Source organism: Paenibacillus tritici (assembly GCF_018207515.1).
Classification (GTDB): Bacteria; Bacillota; Bacilli; order Paenibacillales; family Paenibacillaceae; genus Paenibacillus_AQ; species Paenibacillus_AQ tritici.
On the sequence record NZ_CP073365.1, the window covers coordinates 4,421,150 to 4,444,792 of the forward strand.

19 protein-coding genes are annotated in these 23,643 nt (G+C 53.9%); 8 read left to right on the forward strand and 11 right to left on the reverse strand.

Features of this window, described 5'->3' with window-relative positions:
* Nucleotides 1-190: 190 nt before the first annotated feature.
* The 3 genes from KDC22_RS19010 to KDC22_RS19020 are packed head-to-tail and all read right to left on the reverse strand — an operon-like array spanning nt 191 to nt 4,948.
* The gene (locus KDC22_RS19010; protein WP_211720012.1) at nt 191-1,537 is read right to left on the reverse strand and encodes an ABC transporter substrate-binding protein; all 1,347 of its coding nucleotides are present in this window, start codon (nt 1,535-1,537) and stop codon (nt 191-193) included.
* 20 nt (nt 1,538-1,557) lie between these two features.
* Entirely contained in the window at nt 1,558-3,327 is a 1,770-nt protein-coding gene (locus KDC22_RS19015) for a cache domain-containing sensor histidine kinase (protein WP_173133501.1), read from the reverse strand.
* A gap of 22 nt (nt 3,328-3,349) precedes the next feature.
* The gene (locus KDC22_RS19020; RefSeq protein ID WP_211720014.1) at nt 3,350-4,948 is read right to left on the reverse strand and encodes a response regulator; all 1,599 of its coding nucleotides are present in this window, start codon (nt 4,946-4,948) and stop codon (nt 3,350-3,352) included.
* A 233-nt stretch (nt 4,949-5,181) separates the two neighbouring features.
* Between KDC22_RS19020 and KDC22_RS19025 the strand changes: the two genes are divergently transcribed.
* The 3 genes from KDC22_RS19025 to KDC22_RS33470 all read left to right on the forward strand — a co-directional run bounded on the left by KDC22_RS19025 (nt 5,182) and on the right by KDC22_RS33470 (nt 7,135).
* Nucleotides 5,182-5,934, forward strand: coding sequence for a YdcF family protein (locus KDC22_RS19025; RefSeq protein ID WP_211720015.1), 753 nt, complete (start codon nt 5,182-5,184; stop codon nt 5,932-5,934).
* Nucleotides 5,935-6,328: 394 nt separating this feature from the next.
* Nucleotides 6,329-6,949, forward strand: a complete 621-nt coding sequence (locus tag KDC22_RS19030; RefSeq protein WP_246552753.1) for a phosphotransferase — start codon at nt 6,329-6,331, stop codon at nt 6,947-6,949.
* A 3-nt stretch (nt 6,950-6,952) separates the two neighbouring features.
* Nucleotides 6,953-7,135 carry a hypothetical protein gene (locus KDC22_RS33470; RefSeq protein ID WP_246552755.1) on the forward strand — a complete coding sequence of 61 codons (183 nt, stop codon included), beginning with the start codon at nt 6,953-6,955 and terminating at the stop codon, nt 7,133-7,135.
* 64 nt (nt 7,136-7,199) lie between these two features.
* Here KDC22_RS33470 and ybaK read toward each other — a convergent pair whose 3' ends face one another.
* From ybaK to KDC22_RS19050, 4 genes are all read right to left on the reverse strand, one after another.
* On the reverse strand, nt 7,200-7,679 hold the full coding sequence (gene ybaK / locus KDC22_RS19035; protein ID WP_173133488.1) for a Cys-tRNA(Pro) deacylase: 480 nt from the start codon (nt 7,677-7,679) through the stop codon (nt 7,200-7,202).
* Between the two features lie 72 nt (nt 7,680-7,751).
* Nucleotides 7,752-8,024, reverse strand: a complete 273-nt coding sequence (locus KDC22_RS19040) for a YolD-like family protein (RefSeq protein ID WP_343221774.1) — start codon at nt 8,022-8,024, stop codon at nt 7,752-7,754.
* Nucleotides 8,025-8,073: 49 nt separating this feature from the next.
* Entirely contained in the window at nt 8,074-9,495 is a 1,422-nt protein-coding gene (gene aspA / locus KDC22_RS19045; RefSeq protein ID WP_211720017.1) for an aspartate ammonia-lyase, read from the reverse strand.
* A 201-nt stretch (nt 9,496-9,696) separates the two neighbouring features.
* A complete protein-coding gene (locus KDC22_RS19050; RefSeq protein ID WP_211720018.1) occupies nt 9,697-11,376 on the reverse strand; it encodes a hypothetical protein in 1,680 nt (559 codons plus the stop codon).
* Between the two features lie 225 nt (nt 11,377-11,601).
* Between KDC22_RS19050 and kduI the strand changes: the two genes are divergently transcribed.
* From kduI to kduD, 3 genes are read left to right on the forward strand one after another with little or no spacing between them, the layout of a single operon-like run.
* Nucleotides 11,602-12,435: a 5-dehydro-4-deoxy-D-glucuronate isomerase gene (gene kduI, locus KDC22_RS19055; RefSeq protein WP_211720019.1), complete on the forward strand. Its 834-nt coding sequence runs from the start codon at nt 11,602-11,604 to the stop codon at nt 12,433-12,435.
* A 34-nt stretch (nt 12,436-12,469) separates the two neighbouring features.
* Nucleotides 12,470-13,225 carry a DeoR/GlpR family DNA-binding transcription regulator gene (locus KDC22_RS19060; protein WP_173133460.1) on the forward strand — a complete coding sequence of 252 codons (756 nt, stop codon included), beginning with the start codon at nt 12,470-12,472 and terminating at the stop codon, nt 13,223-13,225.
* 32 nt (nt 13,226-13,257) lie between these two features.
* Nucleotides 13,258-14,013: a 2-dehydro-3-deoxy-D-gluconate 5-dehydrogenase KduD gene (gene kduD, locus KDC22_RS19065; RefSeq protein ID WP_173133457.1), complete on the forward strand. Its 756-nt coding sequence runs from the start codon at nt 13,258-13,260 to the stop codon at nt 14,011-14,013.
* A 159-nt stretch (nt 14,014-14,172) separates the two neighbouring features.
* On the opposite strand, the gene KDC22_RS19070 is transcribed toward kduD, so the two are convergent.
* The gene (locus KDC22_RS19070; protein WP_173133454.1) at nt 14,173-14,703 is read right to left on the reverse strand and encodes a DMP19 family protein; all 531 of its coding nucleotides are present in this window, start codon (nt 14,701-14,703) and stop codon (nt 14,173-14,175) included.
* A gap of 333 nt (nt 14,704-15,036) precedes the next feature.
* Here KDC22_RS19070 and KDC22_RS19075 point away from each other — a divergent pair, with 333 nt between their 5' ends.
* Nucleotides 15,037-15,660, forward strand: coding sequence for an NUDIX hydrolase (locus tag KDC22_RS19075; RefSeq protein WP_211720020.1), 624 nt, complete (start codon nt 15,037-15,039; stop codon nt 15,658-15,660).
* An 876-nt stretch (nt 15,661-16,536) separates the two neighbouring features.
* Here KDC22_RS19075 and KDC22_RS19080 read toward each other — a convergent pair.
* Entirely contained in the window at nt 16,537-18,615 is a 2,079-nt protein-coding gene (locus tag KDC22_RS19080) for a beta-galactosidase (RefSeq protein WP_211720021.1), read from the reverse strand.
* Between the two features lie 207 nt (nt 18,616-18,822).
* Here KDC22_RS19080 and KDC22_RS19085 point away from each other — a divergent pair, with 207 nt between their 5' ends.
* Entirely contained in the window at nt 18,823-19,668 is an 846-nt protein-coding gene (locus tag KDC22_RS19085; RefSeq protein ID WP_246552757.1) for an AraC family transcriptional regulator, read from the forward strand.
* A gap of 431 nt (nt 19,669-20,099) precedes the next feature.
* On the opposite strand, the gene KDC22_RS19090 is transcribed toward KDC22_RS19085, so the two are convergent.
* The gene (locus KDC22_RS19090; protein ID WP_211720023.1) at nt 20,100-21,839 is read right to left on the reverse strand and encodes an ABC transporter ATP-binding protein; all 1,740 of its coding nucleotides are present in this window, start codon (nt 21,837-21,839) and stop codon (nt 20,100-20,102) included.
* Entirely contained in the window at nt 21,836-23,575 is a 1,740-nt protein-coding gene (locus KDC22_RS19095; protein WP_211720024.1) for an ABC transporter ATP-binding protein, read from the reverse strand. Before KDC22_RS19095 ends, KDC22_RS19090 begins: the two co-directional genes overlap by 4 nt.
* Between the last annotated feature and the right edge of the window lie 68 nt (nt 23,576-23,643).

Sequence of the window (23,643 nt, forward strand, 5' to 3'; positions counted from 1 at the left end):
TAAGCGTTTCCTTATGCTCCAAGAATAGCATTCCGCCCTCCGGGTTAGAATGAACTAATTTAAGAGGGATGTGCGGTAAATTTAAGAAGATGCACGTAATCCCCCGCCAAGGAGCACGTTTGCTTCGACGCTGACTCAAAAAAAACGAAGGTCCCGGAGACCTCCGTTCTTGCGCAGCTATCGTGTAATGTCACCGCCAGTATTCCTGTACCTGCCTGTCGTATTCAGTATCGGCCCGCTTCATATATTCCAGTACATCCCCGTCCTTAACCACCATTTCCTGCAGCAGCTTATAGAACCAGTTACGGAACTGCGGCGGAATCAGGTTCTCGCCCCACCAGTTGTTGATCATCAGGGATTTGGTAACGGCCGGATCGGCCATCAGATCGAGCACCACCTGCATCTGTTCACCGGCTTCCCGCCTGAATTCCTGCCTGGTCGAAGGAACCGAATCGATCCGGCTCAGGAATGCGCCATAAGGCTCCGGTGAGAAAAAGAACCGGATGAAGTCTTCGATCGCCTGCTTTTTGAGCGGCTCCTTGGCCGCCTGGGCAGACAGCGACCAGCCGGAGGGAGACTGCAGGCCGACCACATTCAGCTTCCCTTGACGGTCCGGCACAGCATAGAAGCCGAATTCGAAGCCCGGATCGGCTTCCTGGATCTGAGAGAACATCCAGGAGCCGGAGAACAGCTGGGCTGCCTTGCCGGACACCAGAAGGGACGCCGTCTGGTTATCCCCTGTGCCCAGCCAGCCTGTATCCACATCATTCCTGAACAGCTGTTTGAAATCAGTCATGGCCTGGACTACATTGTCATCAGTGAAGCTAACCTCACCGGCCGTCCGCTTCGCGTTCCAGCCGGGATCAGCGGCATACACCTCATCAATCAGAAATTTATTAACCCAGAACCCCATATGAAAAATATCCTTCCCGCCTACAACGAGCGGGGTGATCCCGCTTGCCCGCAGTCTGTCCTGGATCTCCAGAAACTCCTCGTAGGTTGCCGGAAGCGTCTTAATGCCTGCCTCGGCATAAGCCTTCTTACTATAAATAATACCCTGCGGGGCAGAGACAAACAGCGGGGCATTCCATACCTTGCCGCCGATCCGCGGCGGCTGATCGAACAATTCCGCCAGCTCATCGGGGAGCGGAACGATTCTTTCCGCATCGGCGAAGGCCTCGGTATCCCTCATCTCTACCAGATCGGGGAACTCGCCCACGGCATCCTTAACCTTCAGCCAATCCAAATAAGCTGAGGAGCTTGTCTCACTGACATCCTGGACGATTATATCCGGATTGGCCTGCATGAAGGCCTTAATAGTATCCTCGATAGCCTGCTTTGTCGCCGGATCACCGGAGGCATACCCTATAGTAAAGCTTATTTTACCGCTCCCGGATGCTGTATCCGGGCGGCTCGCCTGATCCGCAGCATGGCTCTCTCCGATTTCCGTTGATCCGGCTTTACCTCCACAGCCGGACAGGATCAGCGCGGCGGCAAGCGGCACTAATGTTATTGTGATACCTGATCTTCTCCGCATTTGTACCCCCTGTGATCTTCTCATTCTTCGATAACCGGGAATGTCAGCGTAATGGAGGTCCCGATATGCTCTCTGCTGTTCACAGACAGGCCATACCCCTCCCCGAAGCTGGAGCGGATGCGCTCATGCACATTTTTCATGCCGACATTCTTGCTTGGTGCCTCCGGGTCTTCCAGAATCTTGTTCATGCGGGACAACGTCTCCCTGCTCATCCCCACTCCATCGTCATATATCGTAATCGCCAGCACCTGCTCTCTCCGTTCGACTGTAATGCCGACGGTTCCCTTTCCCTGCCCCCGCAGCCCATGCTGAACCGCATTCTCCACCATCGGCTGTAGAGACAGCTTCAGGATGGGCCAGTCCAGATTAACATCTTGGGCAATATCCAGATCCAGCTCGAAGCGGTTCTCATACCGCACAGAAATGATATAGAAGTAATTCTGCAGATGGGCGAGCTCGCTGGCAAGGCTTACACGGTCTTCCCCGTAATCAATAACATACTTCAGCTCATTGGATAACGCCAGAATCATATCCGCCACCTCGCCTGCTTCCTTATCCACCGCGTTCATCCGGATTACCTCAAGGGTGTTGTACAGGTAGTGGGGACGGATCTGGCTCTTCAGTGCGTTCAGCTCGGTCTGCTTCTGCTTGATCTGGGCCACGTAGGCCTCATCAATGTAGATCTGCAGCCGTTCTACCATCCGGTTGAACCCGTGGGCCAGCCTGCCCATCTCATCATTGCTGTTCACCGAGAGCTGGATATCCAGCTTGCCCGACTCCACCACGGCCATCTGCCGGATCAGCTCCCGGATGGGAGCGGCGAGACGTCTGGAGAACCAGGCCCCCATTACAATCATCACAAAGGCACAGATGCCGATAGCGATATATACCGTTGCCCGCGCCGACAGCAGCTGTTCGAACAGGTTGCCGCGGTGGATTTTGGCGATAACCTGGCCATTCAAAAAAGGGATCGGCTCACTGAGCACAATCTTCTCATGGTTCGTTGGATCAGCAGCTCCAGCCCCCGCCGCCCCGGCAGGCTGGTTGCTGAAATACGTCCGTCCCTCTCCGTCGAGCAGGTACAGCTCATCCTTCTCCCCGAGACTCAGCTCGCGGAAGAACTGCTGGAATAACGAGGTGTCGATATCGAGGAACAGCGTTCCGACTACCTTGGGCTCTTTGGTCACACGCCCGGAGGTATCAATCAGGCTGCGCCCGATCGTGAACACCCGGCGGTCCGAGCCATAGAAATAACTGTCCTGATGGGAAGGGAAGATAGCCACCTTCGCAGGATCACCCGCCATGGCGGACAGCCACTCCGCACTCGGAACCGTCTCCATATTCAGCGACCGGTTGCCGCGCTCCTGAACATACGTCTTACCGTCAGACTGGCGGATAAACTGGACACTGGAAATATAAGAATCACTGAACAGAACGGTCTTCAGGAAGGATTCTATCGGAATGGTGTTGATTCTCTCCAGCTCATTCACATTCTGTGTCTGATTCTGCGAATAGCTCTCAATGAACCCTTCATAACGGCCGGTATACATTAATTTGGATACTTCATTATACTGATTGAATGCCGAATTCAGATTATAGCTCATATAGAGTACCATTTGCTGCAGATTGCTGGTGGTATACCGCTCCACATAACCGGAGAAGGTCTGTACGGAGAAGAAGCTCAGCGCAAAGAGCGGAATCAGCCCGACCAGCAGGAAGGATGCAGAAAACTTTACGAAAATACTCTTCGGTCCCCGTCCCCAGACCGGTACGGGCCATCGTCTTTTCACTCTATGATCCCCTCCCATCCGCTTAGTTCCTGACCGATTGCTTGTATTCCTGCGGCAGCTTGCCGAATTGCTTCTTGAACATATCGCTGAAATGCCGTGCATTGTTGTAGCCGACCCGGTCGGCAATCTCGTAGACCATCAGATCACTCTGCAGCAGCAGCCGCTGCGCATGACCCATCCGCACTTCAGTAACATAATTCTTGAAGTTCTGGCCGGTATGCTTCTTGAAGAAGCTGCTGAAATAATAGGGATTCATATACACCATGGCGGCTATGGACTCCAGCGTAATATTCTCGGCATAATGCTCCTCCACATAGGTTTTTACCTGCGCAAGCTGCGGCATCTCCTTGCCGGAGATCCGGCAGCCCAGCTGCTCGGACATTTTGGACAGAACCGCTTCGAATTCCTGCTGCAGTACGCCGAAGGTCGGGGCATCCGCCAGCTTTTCCAATAGCGGCTTCTCTCCCTGATTCAACAGCCCCGCATCCGCACCGAAGTCAGCCATATCCTGTTCGAGCTGGATCACGGCATTGTACACATAGGACACCGCCTGGTTCCGGCTATCTCCAGAGAGCAGACGCACGGTCTCCATCAGCTCACCGGTTAACACCATTAGCCGCTCCTTGTCGAGTGATTTGAGCGCTTCCGGTAGATTGCTCTGAATGGCAGCAAGTGCAGATACAGGTACAGCAGCCTCCATTGGTTCGGCGGGATAGGGAATCACCCGGTTCAATCCGGCAAAATATCTGAATCTTAGCGCTTTCAATGCAGACTGGTAGGAATCCGCCGCCTCTTCAATACCGCTGACCGGGCGGCCGATGCCTATTGAGACCTGCAGCTTCAGAAAGCTGTTGATTTTGTGATGCAGATCCTCCATTACTTGCTGCGGTTCATTCAGATGCTCATGCTGGAGCAGCACCCCGAAACGTTCTCCTTTGCGGAACACATACCCGTTGCCCCTGCTGTCCACCGTCTCCTTGATGATGTTCAGCAAAGCGAACTCCACCAGCTTGCGTTCCCGTTCCTCCCAGCGTGAAGGCTGGCCGCCGTATTCATCCGTCTCGATGACACATACGCTGGCATAGCGGGTAATCGCCGTGTTGCCCATCCGGGCAAGCGTAGCTGCCGCAGCCTTATTGCCGTCGGTCAGCTGCTCCAGCTGCTCCTCCACCGTAACAGACAGGTTCTTCCGCTCATAGGATTTGAGCATTTCCTTGTTGCGCTCTTCCTCGGATTCCTGGCGGATCACCGTAGCTGCTCGTATCACTACCTGCTCCAGCTGTCCTGTATTCACCGGCTTGACCAGATAATCCAGCGCCCCATATTGTACCGCTTGCCGGGCATAACTGAATTCCTGATAGGCGCTGATAAAGACCACCTTGATCGGACGCCCGGAATGATGAATTTCACGGATAATATCAATACCGGAATACCCCGGCATGCTGATGTCACTGATAATCAGATCGGGATGGCAGCTCTCGATCATCGCCTTCAGCTCTATCCCGTCACATGCTTCCCCTACTATATTAAGCCCGAGGCTCTCCCAGGCTATGAGCTTCTTCAGCCCGCGCAGAATAACCGGCTCGTCATCCGCAAGCAGCACCCGTATCGTTCTGTTCATTGCTGCACCTCCGCATGGTTGTCATATATATTATTACAGGATAGCAGCTGTTTCAGTCTGTAATTCATCGCTCGAGAGATTCATCCAATTATACTGTATCATGATACCCCCGGCAGCCGGATGAAGATTTTTAAGAGGAAAGCGCAGTTTTTTAAGACAATTATGAAGCTGGGAACTCCCGCCGGACTCGTGGTACAATATCTGATATTATCCTCGGAAAAGTTGGTGAACGCTTGATCTATCTCATTAAATTCGTATACAGCTTCGTTCTGCCTCCCGGAATCTTCGTCCTGCTGCTGCTGGGAATGGTGGTCTGGCTGTGGAGAAGCAGCCGCCGTCCCGCGCTCGTGCTGCTGGGGGTTACTCTCCTGCTCTACCTGTCGATGACCTCTCTGGTCAGCGACACTCTGATCGGCAGCCTGGAGCGCAAGTACGCACAGCCCACCGCTGTGGAGGGGGATGTTATTGTCATCCTGGGCGGCGGGGCCACCTCCGGCACCCCGGATCTGGACGGACAAGGCAATATGTCCGGCCCGGCAGCGAACCGGCTGATCGCTGCCGCCCGGCTGTACCGGCAGACGGGGCTGCCGGTTATTTTCTCCGGCGGACAGGTATTCGCCGACAGCGGGAACGAAGCGGATATCGCCCGGCGGCAGCTCATTGGCCTTGGCATCCCGGCGGAAGATATTCTGCCGGAGAACCGCTCGCTCAACACGGAGCAGAATGCGGTCAACACCGCTAAGCTCATGCAGGAGCATGGCTTCAGCCGTCCGGTGCTGGTCACCTCCGGCTTCCATATGCCGCGCAGCATGGTGCAGTTCAAGAACGCCGGGCTAACCCCGCAGCCTTTCCCCGTGGATTACCAGGCCAGCCGCCCCATGTCCATCTACTTCAACAAGTTCACTCCGTCCGCCGGGGCCGTCTCCACTACCGGGCTGGCGCTGAAGGAGTATCTGGGGTTAATAGCCGCGAAGCTGCTGCCATAGCAGATTAGCGGCAAATTTGCCAGTAGATCGTCAGATTTAAAAATAGTAAAACCACGTTGGGCTATAACTTACTTAGGGTTAGCCGTGAACCGGTGATAGGAGTTGCGATAGCCTTAATTGCAGTTTGTACAACTAAACCATCTGATGTAGAAGCAATTACCCGTTTAGTTGTATATCGTACACTTAAAGAGCTAGGTGCGCCTGATTCTGGCCTCTTTGGGCAGATTTAGTTGTACAGACTACAGTTATACTAGAAAAGTCTGCCTCTTGGCGGTTTTTAAGTGTACGTTCTACAACTATCCCAGTATCTTCACATGGAACTGAATACATCAATGGCTACATTGGATCATGAGTTCAGTACTATAACTCTTAAGAAAGTGAGGGACCCCTAACTGTGAAACCAGAAGATGAAGAAATCCTAACCGGCGGGAATGTGAATAGTATTATCCGCAAGGCAGACACCGTGCGCCGCCCTACAGGGTACTGGAGTTCTGCAATTCATGAATTGCTGCAACATTTGGAGCAACGGAATTTCGGGGGAGCGCCGCGGTTTCTCGGAATTGATGACTCCGGGCGCGAGATACTGACCTATATCGGCGGAGAGGTTCCGGGCAACGATTATCCTGAACTTCAGCCCTATATGTGGTCCGATGAGACATTGTCAGGTGTAGCACGTTTGTTACGCCGCTATCATGATGCCACTGAGGGATTTATGCCAAGTACACATGCAAAGTGGCAGCTCACCTATACCGGTACCGGAGCATATGAAGTCATCTGTCATAATGACGCTGCCTTGTACAATGTGGTTTTTCTGAATAACGCTCCAGTGGCGCTGATTGATTTCGATATGGCCGGACCCGGACCGCGAATGTGGGACATTGCCTACTCCCTATACACTTCAGTTCCACTCGCCAGCTTCGCACCTGATTATGCTTCAGGGTCTACGGCCCCCTACCGGTCAGAATGCCATGCGGCAGACCGCCGCCGGAGGATTCATTTGTTTTTTGAAGCTTAAGGTATGCCTGCTCCGGGCGATCTGCACAGCTGGGTAACCGAGCGTTTGACAGCCATGTGCGATACGCTGAAGAAGGGTGCCAAGGACGGCAACCCTGCTTTTATAACAATGGTTAACGAAGGCCACCTGGCACACTATGAGCGTGAACTCCAATTTATAGCTGCCCACCACGGAGAATTTATGTAACCTTACCCTATCATAACGACAAAAAGCCGGAACCCTTCACACCAGGTCCCGGCTTTTTGCTCGATTACTGCTCTTTGATCAGATCCGTAAACACAGCAGACACCACGCCTGCCAGCAGCTTAGGCTCAAGCTCCATTTGTACGCCGATCCGGCCTGCGCTGACAGCAATGGTCTGTAATTCCTCCGCGCTGCTGTGAATGAATGTAGGATACAGCTTCTTCATGCCAACGGGCGAACAGCCCCCGCGCACATAACCTGTCCACTTCAGCAGCTCCTTCAGCGGGAGCATCTCGATCTTCTTCGCTCCGGCGGCTTTGGCCGCCTTCTTCAGATCAAGCTCTTCCGCCACCGGAATGACAAAGACATAGGGCTGCGGCCCGCTATGCGAGACCAGCGTCTTAAAAACAACCTCAGCCGGAAGGCCGACTCTCTCAGCAACAGCACTTCCGTGAATCTGACCGTCCTCATGATCATAGGTATGAATGACATATCCGGCCTTAAGGGCATCAAGCATGCGCATGGCATTGGTCTTGTTCACTTGCATATCCTGCTACCTCCAAGCAAATCTCCGGCGCACCGAAGCTCTTCACTCCCCGGCATGACCTGCCGTCAGCGGCTAGTCGCGGGGATAATTCACCTGCATAATATCCATGAATGGAACCTTCACAATCTCTTCGTTCGTTTTGAGGTGTACCTTGCCGGTCCGTGAGTCCATCTCTACAATCACTCCGCGCACCTCTTCTTCCTTCCCCCAGACCGTCAGCAGAATCTCGGAATCCTCCTGTTTCGCCTCAACCAGCTGATTGCCCAGCTCTTCAAGCACGAATTCGTCGCGGGTTGGACGTTTTGCCACTTTTGCCTTCGCCACACTTTGCCTCCAGTAAGCCATTACAAATTTATGATACTTCCGGGTGTAAATGCTCCCGTATATTATACCATTAGTTGTTCAAAAGCGCTGCCCCCGCTATGCCGGGATGGGTCATTTCATACGGGTCCAGGATCAGATTCAGCTCTTCCTCGCTGAGGACATTGTACTTCAGGCACAACGCCCGCACGGATTCACCGGTCAGAATCGCTTCTCTGGCAATCCGCGACACCACCTCATATCCCAGATGCGGGTTCACGGCGGTAATAATGCCGACACTCTGCTCCACCTCACGCTGCAGCTTCTCCTGATTGGCCACGATGCCGGCCAGACAATAATCCGTGAAGACCTTGAAGGAATTATTCATGATGCTGATCGACTGGATCAGGTTGAACACCAGCACCGGCTCCATTACATTCAGCTCCAATTGACCGGCCTGGGAAGCCAGGCAGATCGTATGGTCATTGCCGATGACCTGAAAAGCGACCTGATTGATCACCTCAGCCATAACCGGATTCACCTTGCCGGGCATGATGGAAGAACCGGGCTGGCGGGCCGGAAGCGTAATCTCATTGAAGCCGGAGCGCGGGCCGGAGGCCATCAGCCGCAGATCGTTGGCGATTTTGGACATATTCATCATGCAGACCTTCAGCGCTGCCGACACCTCGGTGTAGGCATCCGTATTCTGCGTTGCGTCCACCAGATGCTCAGCACTCACCAGCGGCAGTCCGCTAATCTCGGCAAGCACCTCCACCACCCGCTCGATATAACGCGGATCCGCATTCAGTCCGGTACCGACCGCTGTCGCCCCCATGTTCACCTGATAGAGATGATACCGGGTATGCTCGATCCGCTGAATATCACGCTCCAGCACGCGGCTGTACGCCTCGAATTCCTGACCCAGACGGATCGGCACCGCATCCTGAAGATGGGTCCGGCCCATTTTGATCACAGGATCAAATTCAGCGGCTTTCTGCAAAAACATACCGTGCATATTCCGCATAGTCACCAGCAGCTTCTCCAGCAGAGAGAGCGTGGCGATATGGATCGCCGTCGGAAAAGCATCGTTCGTCGACTGCGCCATATTGACATGCGTGTTCGGACTGAGCTGCAGATAATCACCTTTGTCGCGGCCCAGCAGCTCCAGCGCGCGGTTCGCAATCACTTCGTTGGCATTCATATTCAGCGAAGTGCCTGCGCCGCCTTGAATCGGGTCCACGATGAACTGGTCATTCCACTGTCCGGCAATCACCTCATCCGCCGCCGTCACAATTACGTCACCCAGACCTTTGTAGAGCCGTCCGATTTCCATATTGGCGAGCGCTGCCGATTTTTTGACGATGCCCATGGCCTTGATCAGCTCATCATGCACCCGGTAGCCGGTAATCGGGAAATTCTCTACCGCGCGAAGCGTTTGTATCCCGTAGTAGGCGTGTTTCTCCACCTGTTTGCTGCCCAAAAAATCCTTCTCCAGACGATATTCCATCTCCGTCATTACTGCTCCCCCCATGTCTTTAGCAGATTGCCTGCTGCATAGTAGTCCTTCTATTCTTACCTCGCAGCCATAAAGATATGAACTTTGTCGCTGCACAATGCGCCGTAAGGCTCCAGCCTCTCTGGATAGCGCAAAGAACCCGGCAGCATCACTTAACCCCCGGGCTCTTTACATTGTAGCTTAAATTTGAGATTGTTCCAATCAGATGTTGAATGTATAATGCCCGAACGATACCATTGTGCCATTTATCAGTGCCTGAGCCGGCGTACTTCCATCGGTGCTGAGCTGTAAAAGCGTACTGCCGGTCCATGAGGTATACTCCGCAGACAGCACCTCTCCCGCTGCAAAAACAGGTACCCGATGGACCGCAGCCGCAGCAAATTCCTCTAATCCGCTTATTCCCAGCCCGGCGGCCTGGTCCAGACTGAGCGCCTCAACAACGACTCCGCCAGGCATATCTGCGCTGGTCACTTCCAGGTAAGTCTGCCGTTCCAGCAGCTTATATTCATGCGATAAATAGACGGCAAAATATACATTACCTGCATAACCGAACAACGCCCGGGGTTGTCTGATCCATTCGCCTAAGGGCAGCACGCCTACAACCGCTGTATCCTCTCCCCCGGGAACCGGGAACAGGGACAGGATGGTGTTCTTATGATACAGCACCTCCATATACGGGCTCTGGTGCCGGGGATCTCCAGGCTGATATCCTTGCCCCGGATGGAAGAAGTATAGCCGGTTCACGCCTTCCGCTGCGCCGACCGGGAGCGAGAATGCCCAGCGCAGCTGCTCATTGTCAAATTCCTCTACCCGCTCCCACATTCCGCCTGCCGCATAATCCCGGGTGATATAAGCATAGGAATGGAGCTGTGGCTGCACTTCCTGATTTCCGGCAACCACTTTTTCGGTTTGCTTGAACACCTCTACGGCGCTCTTGCGGTTCAGCGCGGCAGACAAGGCCTGCTCCGGTGCCTCGTAGAAGAGGAAACCGGCATATTCGGTACGCGGCATCTCGCCGCCCGGCAGCTCGAAATCCCCGAACTGTACATAATCATGCAGCACGTTGCCATCTGCCGGAACATCATGCGGCCACCCCCGGGAATGGGCACCTGCCCAGGCGCCCTTCAGGTACCACTGGCTCCGTTCGGTCCAGAGGAAGTCCAGCATTTCCCCAAGTGTTGCCTTCAGGCTGCTGTCCTCTTCAAGCTCCCAGGCGCAGGTGAACGCCTGCACCCAGTGCCAGAACCACGGCAGGCTGCCGTATTCCGGCATTCCCTTCGCACGGATATGCGCCAGTGTTATCTCCAGGCTGTGCCGTCCGTCTTCCCGCAGCTCATGATCCTCAAACAGCTTGCCGAAGATCAGCTTGGCTGCCGTATATTTCGCTTCATGATGGCCGAAGGTCAGCACCGGCTTGCGGAAGAATCCGCTGCGGTAGATATGCCCGATGGCCGTATGGAACGCCACACGCAGTCCTGCACTGAACTGTGCGGAATATTGCTTGCAGAACCAGACCATCAGACTGCCCATGATCTCAACCGGCAGCTCATGCAGTGCAGCTTCCCGGGGAACCGGGCTTAGACCCAGCGGCCAGTGTCCATACAGCTTCGTCCCCGGCTGGCGGTTCTGCAGCTGAACCGTCTCCAGCAGTACAGCCTCCGCCTTGCGCTTGGCGTCCTCCCGGCCGAACGGCAGCTCCATAGTATGATCCGCCGCAGCGGCAAATAAATAAGAAGCATAATAGAAGTTGTTCCGCACATCATCCTGGAACCAGAGTCCGCTATCCAGCAGCGGACGGCGCTGCGCCTCCACAGCGATTGAATACACAATCTGCCGCTGGCGTATTGTAGAAGAAGTCTCATTCTGAAGCCTGTCTGCCATGTCTCTCACCCTCCGTAGTGATATATCTATATGCTGAATCCCCAGCACATCCCTTGCTTTCCAGCTCTATTCTGCACGCTTTCTGTTCATATGGCAATCTCTCTGGCCTATAAATAAACTAAAATAAACGTACTAAAAAAGATTATCCCTTGCTAAATGAACGTAAATGGATTAAATTGTACCTATACGAACGAAAATATGTTTTCTAAGGAGACTGAATATTCGATGGAAAGACGTTTTGCATCACATCCGAATGAAGTTAAGCAGTTTGACACTGAGCGCCTGCGCAAGGAGTTCCACATTCCGGTTATTTTTGCTCCAGATGAGCTGAAGCTTGTGCTCACCCATGAAGACCGCATGATCGTCGGCGGTGCGAATCCGGTGAACGGGGATGTGGTCCTGACTACAGACCTCAAAGAGCTTGGAGTAACTTATTTCCTGGAACGCCGCGAGCTGGGTATCATCAATGTCGGCGGCAAGGGTTCGGTTGTTGTTGACGGGACTGAATATGAAGTTGATTTCAAGGAATGCCTGTATGTGGGCCAAGGTGCACAGGATGTTATTTTCAAAAGCGCGGACAGCGCCAAACCGGCGAAGTTCTACCTGAATTCCGCTCCGGCGCATCAATCCTACCCGACTACGAAGACCACGCTGGCTGAATCCGAATCCGGTGCCATGGGCGGCCTTGAGAATTCCAATGAGCGTACGATTCACCGCTTCATCCACACGAACGGAGTGCAGAGCGCGCAGCTAGTGATGGGAATGACCCAGCTTAAGCCGGGCAGCATGTGGAATACGATGCCATCCCATACTCACCCGCGCCGGATGGAAGCCTACTTCTATTTCGATCTGCCGGATGACTCGATTGTGTTCCATCTGATGGGCGAACCTACAGAAACCCGCCACATCGTTATGCATAATGAACAGGCAGTGATCTCCCCAAGCTGGTCTATTCACAGTGGTGTGGGCACTCATAACTATACTTTCATCTGGAGCATGGCCGGTGATAATAAGCGTTACGATGATATGGACCCCGTAGGTATGAAGGAATTACAATAGTATCAAATCAACTACGGAAAGATGAGGCAGGCGGATGAACCCGATACGGCGGCACGAGATGATTATGGAAGTTATGCTGAACCAGAAGGATGTAACAGTGAACGAACTGAGCGACAAGCTCCAGGTCACCGGCAAAACGATCCGCGAGGACTTAAGCAAGCTGGAGGAGCAAGGGCTGATCATGCGTGTACACGGCGGTGCTGTGCTGGCACAGAGCGATCAGTTCGGAATTCTGCCAATGCGTAACCCGCTGGATAAATATTCCGAGGAGAAAACGGAGATTGCACTCCGCGCGCTGGCACATATCGCTCCGGATGACATCATTGCACTGGACGGCGGCAGCACCACGCTTGAGATTGCCCGGCGGCTGGACAATATGCCCCTTACGGTGATTACCAATGATGTATATATCATCAGCGAGCTGGTTCCCAAAGACAACATACGTCTGGTCGTTCCCGGCGGTTACCGTGTCCGCAATATGCTGGCCGGTCCCGAAGCTGTCTCCTATGTGCAGAAGCTTAATATTCAAAAAGCTTTTCTCTCGGCCACAGCCGTTCATATCGAGCATGGACTCTCCATCTATACCGGAGATTTAATTGATTTCAAACAGGCGCTGGTATCCACCGCCCGTCAGGTGTTCGCCGCCTGCGATCATCACAAATTCGGACAGACTGCACTCCGTACCTTCGCTTCCCTGCAGGAAGTGGACGTGCTGCTGACGGACAGCGGGCTTGCCCGGGAGACCGCAGAGCTGTTCCGCCAGGCCGGCGTCACCATCGAGTGCGGCTAATTACAAAGCAGCTCAAAGGAGAGAATAATTATATGTCATCTTTATTCAGCTTGGCAGGTAAAACAGCAATCGTAACAGGTGCGGCCCAGGGTCTTGGACAAGGCATTGCCATCGCCTTTGCAGAGGCTGGCGCTGATGTCGTTTGCGTCTCGCTTAATGCAAGTGATGAGACCGTAGCAGCCGCTGAAGCTTTTGGCGTCAAAGCGCTTAGCATCGCCACTGACCTGAGCGAACATTCCGGGCTTCAGGCCATGTTCGATGAAGCCGTTGCCTTCACTGGCAAAGTAGATATTCTGGTGAACTGCGCGGGCATGATCCGCCGGACTCCAGCCAAGGACCACAGCGAAAAAGACTGGTTCGACGTCATCAATCTCAACCAGAATACCGTATTCCTGCTGTCCCAGATCGCAGGCCGCCACTTCCTCGCAAGAGGCAACGGCAAAATCATCAACATCTGCTCCATGCTCTCTTACCAGGGCGGCATCAACGTACCAGGCTACACTGCAAGTAAACATGCCGTAGCCGGTCTGACCAAAGCCTTCGCGAATGAATGGGCAGGTTCCGGCCTGAACATCAATGCTATTGCCCCGGGATACATGGCTACGGAGAATACCGCGCCGATCCGTGCCGATCAGAGCCGTTCCGACTCCATCCTTGACCGTATACCAGCCGGACGCTGGGGAACTGCCGAAGATGTGAAGGGCCCTGCTGTGTTCCTGGCCTCTGCTGCTTCCGACTATCTGAACGGCCATATTCTGAACGTGGACGGCGGCTGGTTGGCCAGATAACCAATAATTCGGCTTGTTCCACCTAAAGTGGTAGTAAGCGCCATATATATAAACCGGGCGCATACAGATATAAGTTCACATCCTTAGGTGCGGCTGTTCAGAGCAGCCGCCAGACACAGCAACCCCCGGATGCTTCGGCATCCGGGGGTTGCTGTATGCTCAGGCCTGACCGTCACTGAACACGATGAATTCATTGGGATTCGAACGGATGTACCCGGCTATGATCTGAAGACTATGCGTAGTAAGCTCCTTATACTGTGAATAGAGCCTGTTAACCGCCTCAAGCAGCTCTGCATCCTTTTCCAAATCTGTTATCGCTGCCTCGCCCCAGTCCGCGCCTGTCCGCTGATTCCTCGCCTCAAAGAGCTCTTTCGACTCCTCAAGCAGATTAACCAGCTTATCATCTCCAAAAAACTGTAGTCCCTCCAGCACACTGCTCCAATACCCCGGCTGATCCAGCAGATAGCAGATCCAGGCGTAGTATTCTTCTGCCGACTTGGAACTGTGGCCATATAGAATCCGGAACATGCAGAGAGCCCTTTGCCCTCTCCCCAGCTGTGCGATGGCTTCATTCTTCACCGCCGGTGATTTCGCGCGGATCTTCATGAACGTTGGTTCCATGCAGGCCCAGCCCAGCCTTTCATCAACTAGCGAATTGAATATTTCACGTTCCATTGTTACAGGTATCATTAATTCCTCTCCTTGTCCGACAACCGGAGTCGGCTGATTCTCGCTCAACCTCCCCGTACTCCCATACGGTGAACCGGCTGATCCTCAGCGCATTTTCTAGCAGCTCAAAAGCCGTAAAGGCCGGCAGAGCAAAGATAATTCCGGTCAATTTAGCATAAGCAAATATTTCTTCGTTTGCCTCTCCCGGAGCCAGAATACCGGTCTGCTATCCGATCTGCCTTCCTTCTGGATATTACTGTAATTCATTGTTTATGGTAAACTTTTTAAAATATAACGTCAATCTCTATAGTATGCCGTAGTTAAACAATCCAACGGGAACAAAGGAGCTTCTATATGATTGAAGAAATAGTAACTACTTTTGATGAGCAAGGCAATATCACGGGGACTGCATCACGCGATGAGGTGCACCGCCGCGGCCTCTGGCACGAGACCTTTCACTGCTGGTTTGTCGGCAGGCAGCAGGGGGAGCTGAGCATTTATCTCCAGCTGCGAAGCCAGCAGAAAAGAGATTACGCCGGCCTTCTCGACATTACGGCTGCCGGACATTTGATGGCTCATGAGACTGTGGAGGACGGGGTCCGTGAGGTGCAGGAGGAGCTGGGAATACCGCTTGCTTTTGCCGAATTGAAGCCGCTTGGGATCATCCCCTACCAGATGGACAGCGCCGGATTTATCGACCGGGAACGGGCACATGTATTTGTCTATGAGAACAGCCACGACTTTAGTGACTTCATACTGCAGCAGGAAGAGGTAGCCGGGATCGTGCAGGCCCGCTTCGCTGACTTCCGCAGCTTCATTACCGGAGCCAGCCGCAGCCTTCATGTGAACGGCTTCCGGGTCACCGGGAGCGGCGAACAGGTCGAGATAGATGAGCAAGTCGAATTCTCACAGCTCGTACCGCATGAGCGGGATTACTTCGTGCGGGTAATTGAGGGCATTGAAGCTATTTATGGCTGAATTCGGCCGGAACATGTAGCTTTTAAGGCGACCTCAACAGTCTCCATTCGCCTACTGCTGACGGCATCCAGCGTAATGAGGTGCACTATTGCTCTTCAGTTACTCGTTTAGCTCGCGTCCGGGGTAATGGGGTGCACTTCTGCTCTTCATTTACTCATTTAGCTCGCGTCCGAGGTAATGAGGTGTACTTCTGCTCTTCATTTACTCCTTTAGCTCGCGTCCGGCGTAATGAGGTGCACTTCTGCTCTTCTTTGGCTCATTTGGCTCGCGTCCAGCGTAATGAGGTGCACCTCTGCTCTTCTTTGGCTCATTTGGCTCGCGTCCGGCGTAATGGGGTGCACTTCTGCTCTTCATTTGCACCTTCAGTCCCCATCCAGTGAACATTTAAGGTTCACTACTGAACCAGAAGGATTTATCCCTTTCATTTCCTCATACCGCCTACTTACAGCGGAATCAGAAGGATTTTTCCCTTTCATTTCCCCGTATCGGCTACTTCCGGCGGAATCAGTGGGATTTATCCCTTTCATTTCCCCGTGCCGCCTACTTCCGGCGGAATCAGTGGGATTTTTCCCTTTCATTTCCTTGTGTAGCCTACTTCCGGCGGAACCAGAGGGATTTGTCCCTTTCATTTCCCCATACCGCCCACTTCTGGCGGAATCAGAAGGATTTTTCCCTTTCATTTCCTCGTGCCGCCTACTTCCGGCGGAATCAGTGGGATTTTTCCCTTTCATTTCCCCGTCATTTTCCCATGCCGCTCACTTCCGGCGGAACCAGTGGGATTCTTGCGATATCATAATTCGCTGTACAATGCGAAAAAGGCAGAATCCCACTCAGCGGGTTCTGCCTTTTCAACTTACTATTTACTTCAAGTCCAATTTAGACCTTCGCGCTCGCGCGCTTCAGGATAGCAAGTCCGTTGACTGCCAGCTTCAGCTCAGCTGGAGCCGCAGCGCCGGATTCCACATCCGTATAGGCCTGTCCATCCAGCGTTACGACTTGCTCGTTGCCGCTGAAATTCTGCACGAATACATAATCATGCTCGCCGTCACTTCGCAGCTGAGCCGTTACTCCTGTAGGAAGCTCAGTGTTCAATGTGCGGCTGATCCGCTCTTTTCCGGTAATCGCAGCGTACAGATCCACATAGAACTGCGGGTCCTTCACACGTGTCGCCAGATGATAGGCTTTGCCTGCTCCCAGCTTGTTCACTGTCAATGCCGGACGGCCGGCGTAGAAGTCACTGCGGTAATGCCCAAGCGCTTCAGCGCCTTCCAGATGGATCAGCTCGGCGATCTCATGCGCATCGTATTCACCGGCCAGCTTCAAGTTGTTGCCAGGGTCCATTACAAGGCCATTCAGATCACGGCTGTGCAGCCCCTCTGTCTCTTCGGCCCAAATACCCAGTGTTCTGCGCAGCGGTCCAGGGAAGCCGCCCAGGTGACACAGATCGGTCTCGCCCACGACTCCCGACCAATACGTAGCGAGGAAGGTGCCGCCCTGCTCCACGTATTTCTCGATCCGCTTCCCGTTCTCTTCGCTGATCAGGTACAGCATTGGAGCAATCACCAGCTTGTAGCCGGACAGATCATCGCCTGAACCCACCACATCTACCAGAATCCCCAGCTCCCACAGTCCCCGGTAATGCTGAAGCACGGTTTCTTCATATTTGAGGCCCGAGTTGCGGATGCCCTGCGCATCCTTGACCGCCCAGCGGTTGTCCCAGTCGAACAGGATCGCCGTCTCGGCAGGTGTCGTTGTGCCCACTACATCCTCCAGCCCGGCCAGTGTGCGGCCAACCTCCGCCACATCTCTGAATACACGGGTCTCCGAATGTCCGCTGTGGTCGACTACGGCGCCGTGGAATTTCTCGCTGGAACCGCGGCTTTTACGCCACTGGAAGTACTGCACAGAGTCAGATCCATGTGCTACTGCCTGAAGCGAAGACAGCTTGTGCATCCCCGGGCGCTTCAGCTTGCTGACAATCTGCCAGTTCGTGAGAGACGGTGTGCTTTCCATCAGCAGGAACGGTTTGTTTTTGAAGCTGCGGTACATATCGTGGTGCATCGCTGTCCATGCGGCCAGACGGGAATCATCATCGTCCTCGGTGTAACCCCAGTCCGGGTAAGCATCCCAGGAGACTACATCCAGAATCTTGGCCATATTGCGGTAGTCCACACCGTCGATCATATGCATGTTGGTCGTCACCGGCAGTTCAGGATTGAAGCTGCGCACGGCGTCGATCTCATGCTGGCAGAAGTTGATGGTCTGATCACTTACGAACCGGCGCCAGTCCAGGTTAAGGCCGTGAACCTGTGTCTCTCCGTGCGGAGCAGGGGATTCAATCTGTTCCCACGAGGTATACGTATGGCTCCAGAAGGTGGCCCACCAGGCGTGGTTCAGCTCATCCAGACTTCCCTTATACTTCACCTTGAGCCAATCTCTGAAGGCATTCTGACAGTAATCACAGTGGCATTCGCCGCCGAATTCATTGGAAATATGCCAGCCGATAACCGCCGGGTGATGCGCATAACGCTCAGCCAGCTTGGAGTTGATCAGCGCTGTTTTGTCACGGTAGACCGGAGAAGTGAAGCAGTGATTATGACGGACGCCGTGCAGATTGCGCACCCGGTTCCGTTCAACCCGCAGCACTTCAGGGTACTTCTCGGACATCCATGCCGGACGTGATCCGCTTGGCGTAGCCAGGAAAGCGTAAATTCCGTTGTCGGCAAAACGGGCCAGCAGCTGGTCCATCCATTCAAAGGTAAATACCCCTTCTTCAGGCTCCAGCGAAACCCAGGAGAAGATCCCCACTGACATTACATTGCAGCCTGCCAGCTTCATCAGGCGGATATCCTCCTGCAGCACCTCAGGATATTTCAACCATTGCTCGGGATTATAGTCGGCACCGTGAAGCATCACAGGAGCCTTGCTGCTGATTGCAGGAACTTTGCTGCTCATCTAATTACATCCTCTCGTCTGTACGTTATGTTAGAATGGGACTTTTAACGGATACAATTTCTCCGCTTGCTCTGTCCCTTGGACTTACAACCGTTTATACTATTTATAATATAGGATAATCTGAGATCAATGGTAGGATAATAATAGCGTTTGCATAGCACAAAATGAATATGAGGTGTTCACATGCTCCCCTTCTCCCTAATAGAAATGCCGCGCAACCTGAGCGCTTACCCCCTATATCCTTATTCCGTCGGCCGTCATATCCAGTATCACCACGTGCGGCCTGCCGGATTCCCGGTGCATCAGATATTTCTGATCCGCAGCGGAAGCGGAAGGTTCCGTGACCTGGAGGACGGCACCGAGACGGTATTGCAGCCGGGCATGGCTTATACCTTTCCGCCTGACCGCGGACATGAATATCATCCGTTGTCCCATGAGCCGTGGCATGTAGGATTCATCGGATTCCATGGCAGCCAGGCCGCTGGTGTCCTGGAAGGACTCGGCCTGCTGCCCTCCACCCTGTTCCATCCTGAACGGTTCGAAGAGTGCTGGGATATGCTCGGCGGGATCTGGCATACAGTGAACGGCAGCAGCACAGGACGCCAGGAGGATCAATCGGTCCAGCAGGATCTGTCGGTTACCCTGTACCGGCTGCTTCTGATGCTGCGCAGAAGTGAGACCTCTGCCGGTGCGGCAACCCGGCTGGAGAACCAAAATGTACGCAACGATGCACTGAATAAAGCAGTCAGCCTGATCAACGAGCATTTCACCGAGCCGCTGCTGATCACCAATCTTGCCGCTGCTGTGGGGTATTCCGTCCAGCATTTCCAGCGCCTGTTCCTGCAGGAATACGGGATGACTCCCCATAAGTATCTGCAGAATCTGCGGCTCCAGCGTGCCATGCAGATGCTGACCGAGGACCCCGAGCGTCCTGTGCAGGATATCGCCCTGAACCTCGGAATGGAGACCAATTACTTCATCCGGGTCTTCCGGAAGGCTCACGGGGTAACACCCGGAGTGATGAGAAGCCGGCTGCACAAGAGCACCGAATGACAGTCCGGAAGCGATCATAGTTCTGCAAGCCATTTATATCCCCCCTGTGCCGCTATCCTTTCCCGCTGCCTAACCAAACTAGCAGGAGGCTTCGCACGCATTTCGCGACGGCTCCCCTGTCCGTTCAATATTGTTGTTCTAATTGCAACCTTGACCCCTGAATACAAGGGTGTTCAAGAGGATTGTTGCCCGAAATGCAGGAATTGTACTGCTCAGCCGCCTGAAGGCCGGGATATTCTGCTTTTGGTGCAACATTTTTTATTTGGGCCCAACGAGTGAGGAGAATGTTGCCATATAGGCAGGAATCCCACAAAGTCACCGCTAATTCTTATGCAAAACTCCTAAGCACTGCTGGTATGGCGCAAAAAAAACAGCTGCGGCAGACTTCCCAAGAAGTCCTGACCGCAGCTGTTTTTCTGCATTCCCCCTGCTTATACCGCCGCAAACTGGCTATTATACAGCCGGGCGTAGTAGCCTCCGCTCTCCAGCAGCCCGTCATGTGTTCCGCTCTCCACGATATCTCCATCCTTCATGAACAGAATGAGGTCCGCCTCACGGATCGTAGACAGCCGGTGGGCAATGACGAAGCTGGTCCGCCCGGTGATCATCGCCAGAAAAGCCTTCTGTATCCGCGCTTCAGTCAGCGTATCAATACTGCTGGTGGCCTCATCCAGAATGAGCATCGGCGGATCGACCAGCATGACGCGGGCAATGGTGAGCAGCTGCTTCTGCCCTTGGGAGAGATTGTCTCCCGAGGTGCTGATTCTAGTGTTATACCCCTCGGGCAGCCGTTTGATGAAGCTGTGCGCATTCGCAGCCTTGGCCGCAGCAATAACCTCAGCTTCCGGTGCATCGGGCTTGCCGTAGGCAATATTGTCACGGATGGTGGCTCCGTACAGCCAAGTTTCCTGCAGCACCATGCCGAAATTGCGCCGCAGACTATCCCGAGTGATGGAAGTGATATCTACTCCGTCAATCCGGATCGTTCCGCTGTCTACCTCATAGAAGCGCATCAGAAGGTTAACCAGCGTGGTCTTGCCCGCCCCGGTCTGGCCGACGATCGCCACGCGTGTACCCGGCTTCACCTCCAGGCTGAAATTCTGGATCAGCGGGCGCTCAAGTGTATAGGCGAAGCTTACCTTGTCGAAGGTGATTGTTCCCCGGCTGTTCTCCATCACATAGGCATCCGGCTGGTCCGGGGCCTCCTGCGGGAGATCCAGAATACTGAAGATACGCTGCGCTGAAGCTGTTGCGGACTGCAGCTGCGTGATCACCCCGGTGATCTCATTGAACGGCTTCGCGAACAGACTGGAATAAATCAGGAAGCTGGACAGATCCCCTACGGAGAACAGGTCTCCGATAACAAGCACACTCCCGATCATGGCAATCAGCGAGAAGGTGATATTGTTAACAAGGCGGGTCGTCGGGTTAGAGAGCGAGCCATAGAACTGTGATTTCGTCCCTGTCTCGTACAGCTCATTATTGCGCTCTGCAAAACCTGCAAAGGAGCTCTCCTCGTAATGATAGGCCTGCACCACCTTCTGCCCGCCGATGATTTCCTCCACATAACCGTTCAGGCCGCCGAGAATTTTGGCCTGCTCCCGGAAGAGCTGCTGGGAGCGCATCGTAATGAAGCGGGCGACGAAAAAGGTCGCCGGTGCGGAGAGCAGCACCACCAGCGTCATTACCGGACTGATATAGAGCATCAGGCCGATGGCGCCGGCAATAGTGACGATCCCGGTCAGCAGCGTGGAGAAGCCCTGCAGCAGCCCGTCAGAGACGGCATCCATGTCGTTCACGAACCGGCTGATGCTGTCGCCCTGGGGATGATTGTCATGGAATTTCAGCGGCAGCGCGTCCAGCTTGCCGAACAGCTCCCGGCGCAGATCATATACCGTCCGGAAAGCCAGCTTGTTCGTGTAGTAAGTGAGCAGCCAGCCGAAGAAGCTGCCTATCAGATAGACCGCACCCAGGATCAGCAGCAGACGCAGAATCTCCGGAAAGTTCACCTGATCCGGCCCGATCATATGGTCAATCGCGCGGCCTATTAACAGCGGTCCGATCAGGCTGGCAACCACACTCAGAATGGCGCAGATGATCGCTCCGAAGGTTATTTTTCTATATTGGCGGGTATAGTCAAACAGGCGTTTCCAGGTCATAGTAGTGTTCATTGTACAGCCTCCTCACTTGAGAGCTGGGACATGCAGATTTCCTGATAGACCGCGCAGCTCTCCAGCAATTCTCTATGACTGCCGATTCCGGCAATCCGCCCTTCATCAAATACAATAATCTGATCCGCCTGCTTGACCGTGCTTACCCGCTGGGATACAAGCAGAACGGTCATCTCCCCGCTGTTCTCGTTCAGCGCACGGCGCAGGGCTGCATCCGTGGCGAAATCCAGGGCACTTGAGGAATCATCCAGAATCAGGATCGGCGGACGGCCTACCACGGCGCGGGCAATGGTCAGCCGCTGCTTTTGTCCGCCGGACAGATTATGCCCTCCGCGGGCGACAAGCGTATCCAGCCCCTCCGGCAGCCTGGTGATGAACTCTTCGGCCTGGGCCACCGCCGCAGCACTCATCATCTCGTCCCGGGTAGCGGATGCCATCCCCCAGCGGATATTATCGGCAATCGTGCCGGTGAACAGCACTGCCTTCTGCGGTACAATGCCGATTCTGCTGCGCAGCTGCTCCAGCCGGTAATCCCGTACATTTACACCTTCGACCCTAATCTCCCCTTCCACGGCATCATAGAAGCGCGGAATCAGATTCACGAAGGTCGTCTTACCTGAACCGGTGCTGCCGATCAACCCAACCGTCCGCCCCCGCTGGATATCCACGGAGATGTTCTCCAGTGCCCGTTCACCGGTGGTGTTATAACCGAAAGAGACATTACGGAAGGAAATGACCGGTGCCGCGTCATCCCGCTTAACAGCAGGTGCATCAGCAGGCACTTCAGCAACCGATGCTGTCATGGCCAGCACCTCATTGATCCGGTTCGCAGACGACGAGGCTTTGGTGAACAGGATCACCAGATTGGACACCACTATCAGTGCCAGCAGGATCTGGGTAACATAGTTAATGAATGCAATAATCTCACCCTGCGATAGTCCCCCGGCTTCAATATGAATGCCACCCACCCATAGAATAGCAATGATCGCCGTATTTACTACCAGTGTAGTCATCGGTCCCAGCCAGGCGGATATCCGCCCGACTCGGATGGCTGTCTGCGTCAGATCCTCAGAGGCTTCATTGAAGCGCTGCTTCTCGCGGCGGCTCTCGGCGAAGGCCCGGATGACCCGGATTCCCGACAGATTCTCGCTGAGCACCAGTGCCAGCCGGTCCAGCTTCCCCTGATATTTGCGGTACATCGGGGAGCTGCGCGTAATGATGAAGTACAGAATGACCCCGAATACCGGAGTAGCTGCAATCAGTATAAGCGACAGCCGGAAATCGAGAATCATCGCCATAATGATGGCACCGATGCAGATGAACGGCGCACGGATCACCAGCCGGATCAGCATGGCTACTGCCACCTGCAATTGGTTGACATCATTTGTAATCCGGTTAATCAGCGAAGGGGTACCGATAATATCCAGCTCGGCATACGACAGTGAAGAGATATGCTTGAACATTGTATTGCGCAGTGAAGTCCCGAAGCCCTGCGAGGCCCGCGCCGCATAATATTGGCATACCATTGAGCAGCCGAAGCCCAGGAAAGCCATCAGCACCATCAGGGACCCCATCCGGTAGACATAAGCGCTGTCCTGCTTGCCAATTCCGTTATTGATAATCAAGGCCACAATCGTGGGCAGCAGCAGTTCGAGAATGGCCTCCAGCAGCTTGAAGATCGGTCCGATTGTCACTTCTTTTTTGTACGGTTTCAAGAAAACAGCAATTTTGTGCACAATAATCCTCACCTAACTTAGCGTAGTATGTAATCCCGCTTGAAAATAACACAAGACCCGTTATGATT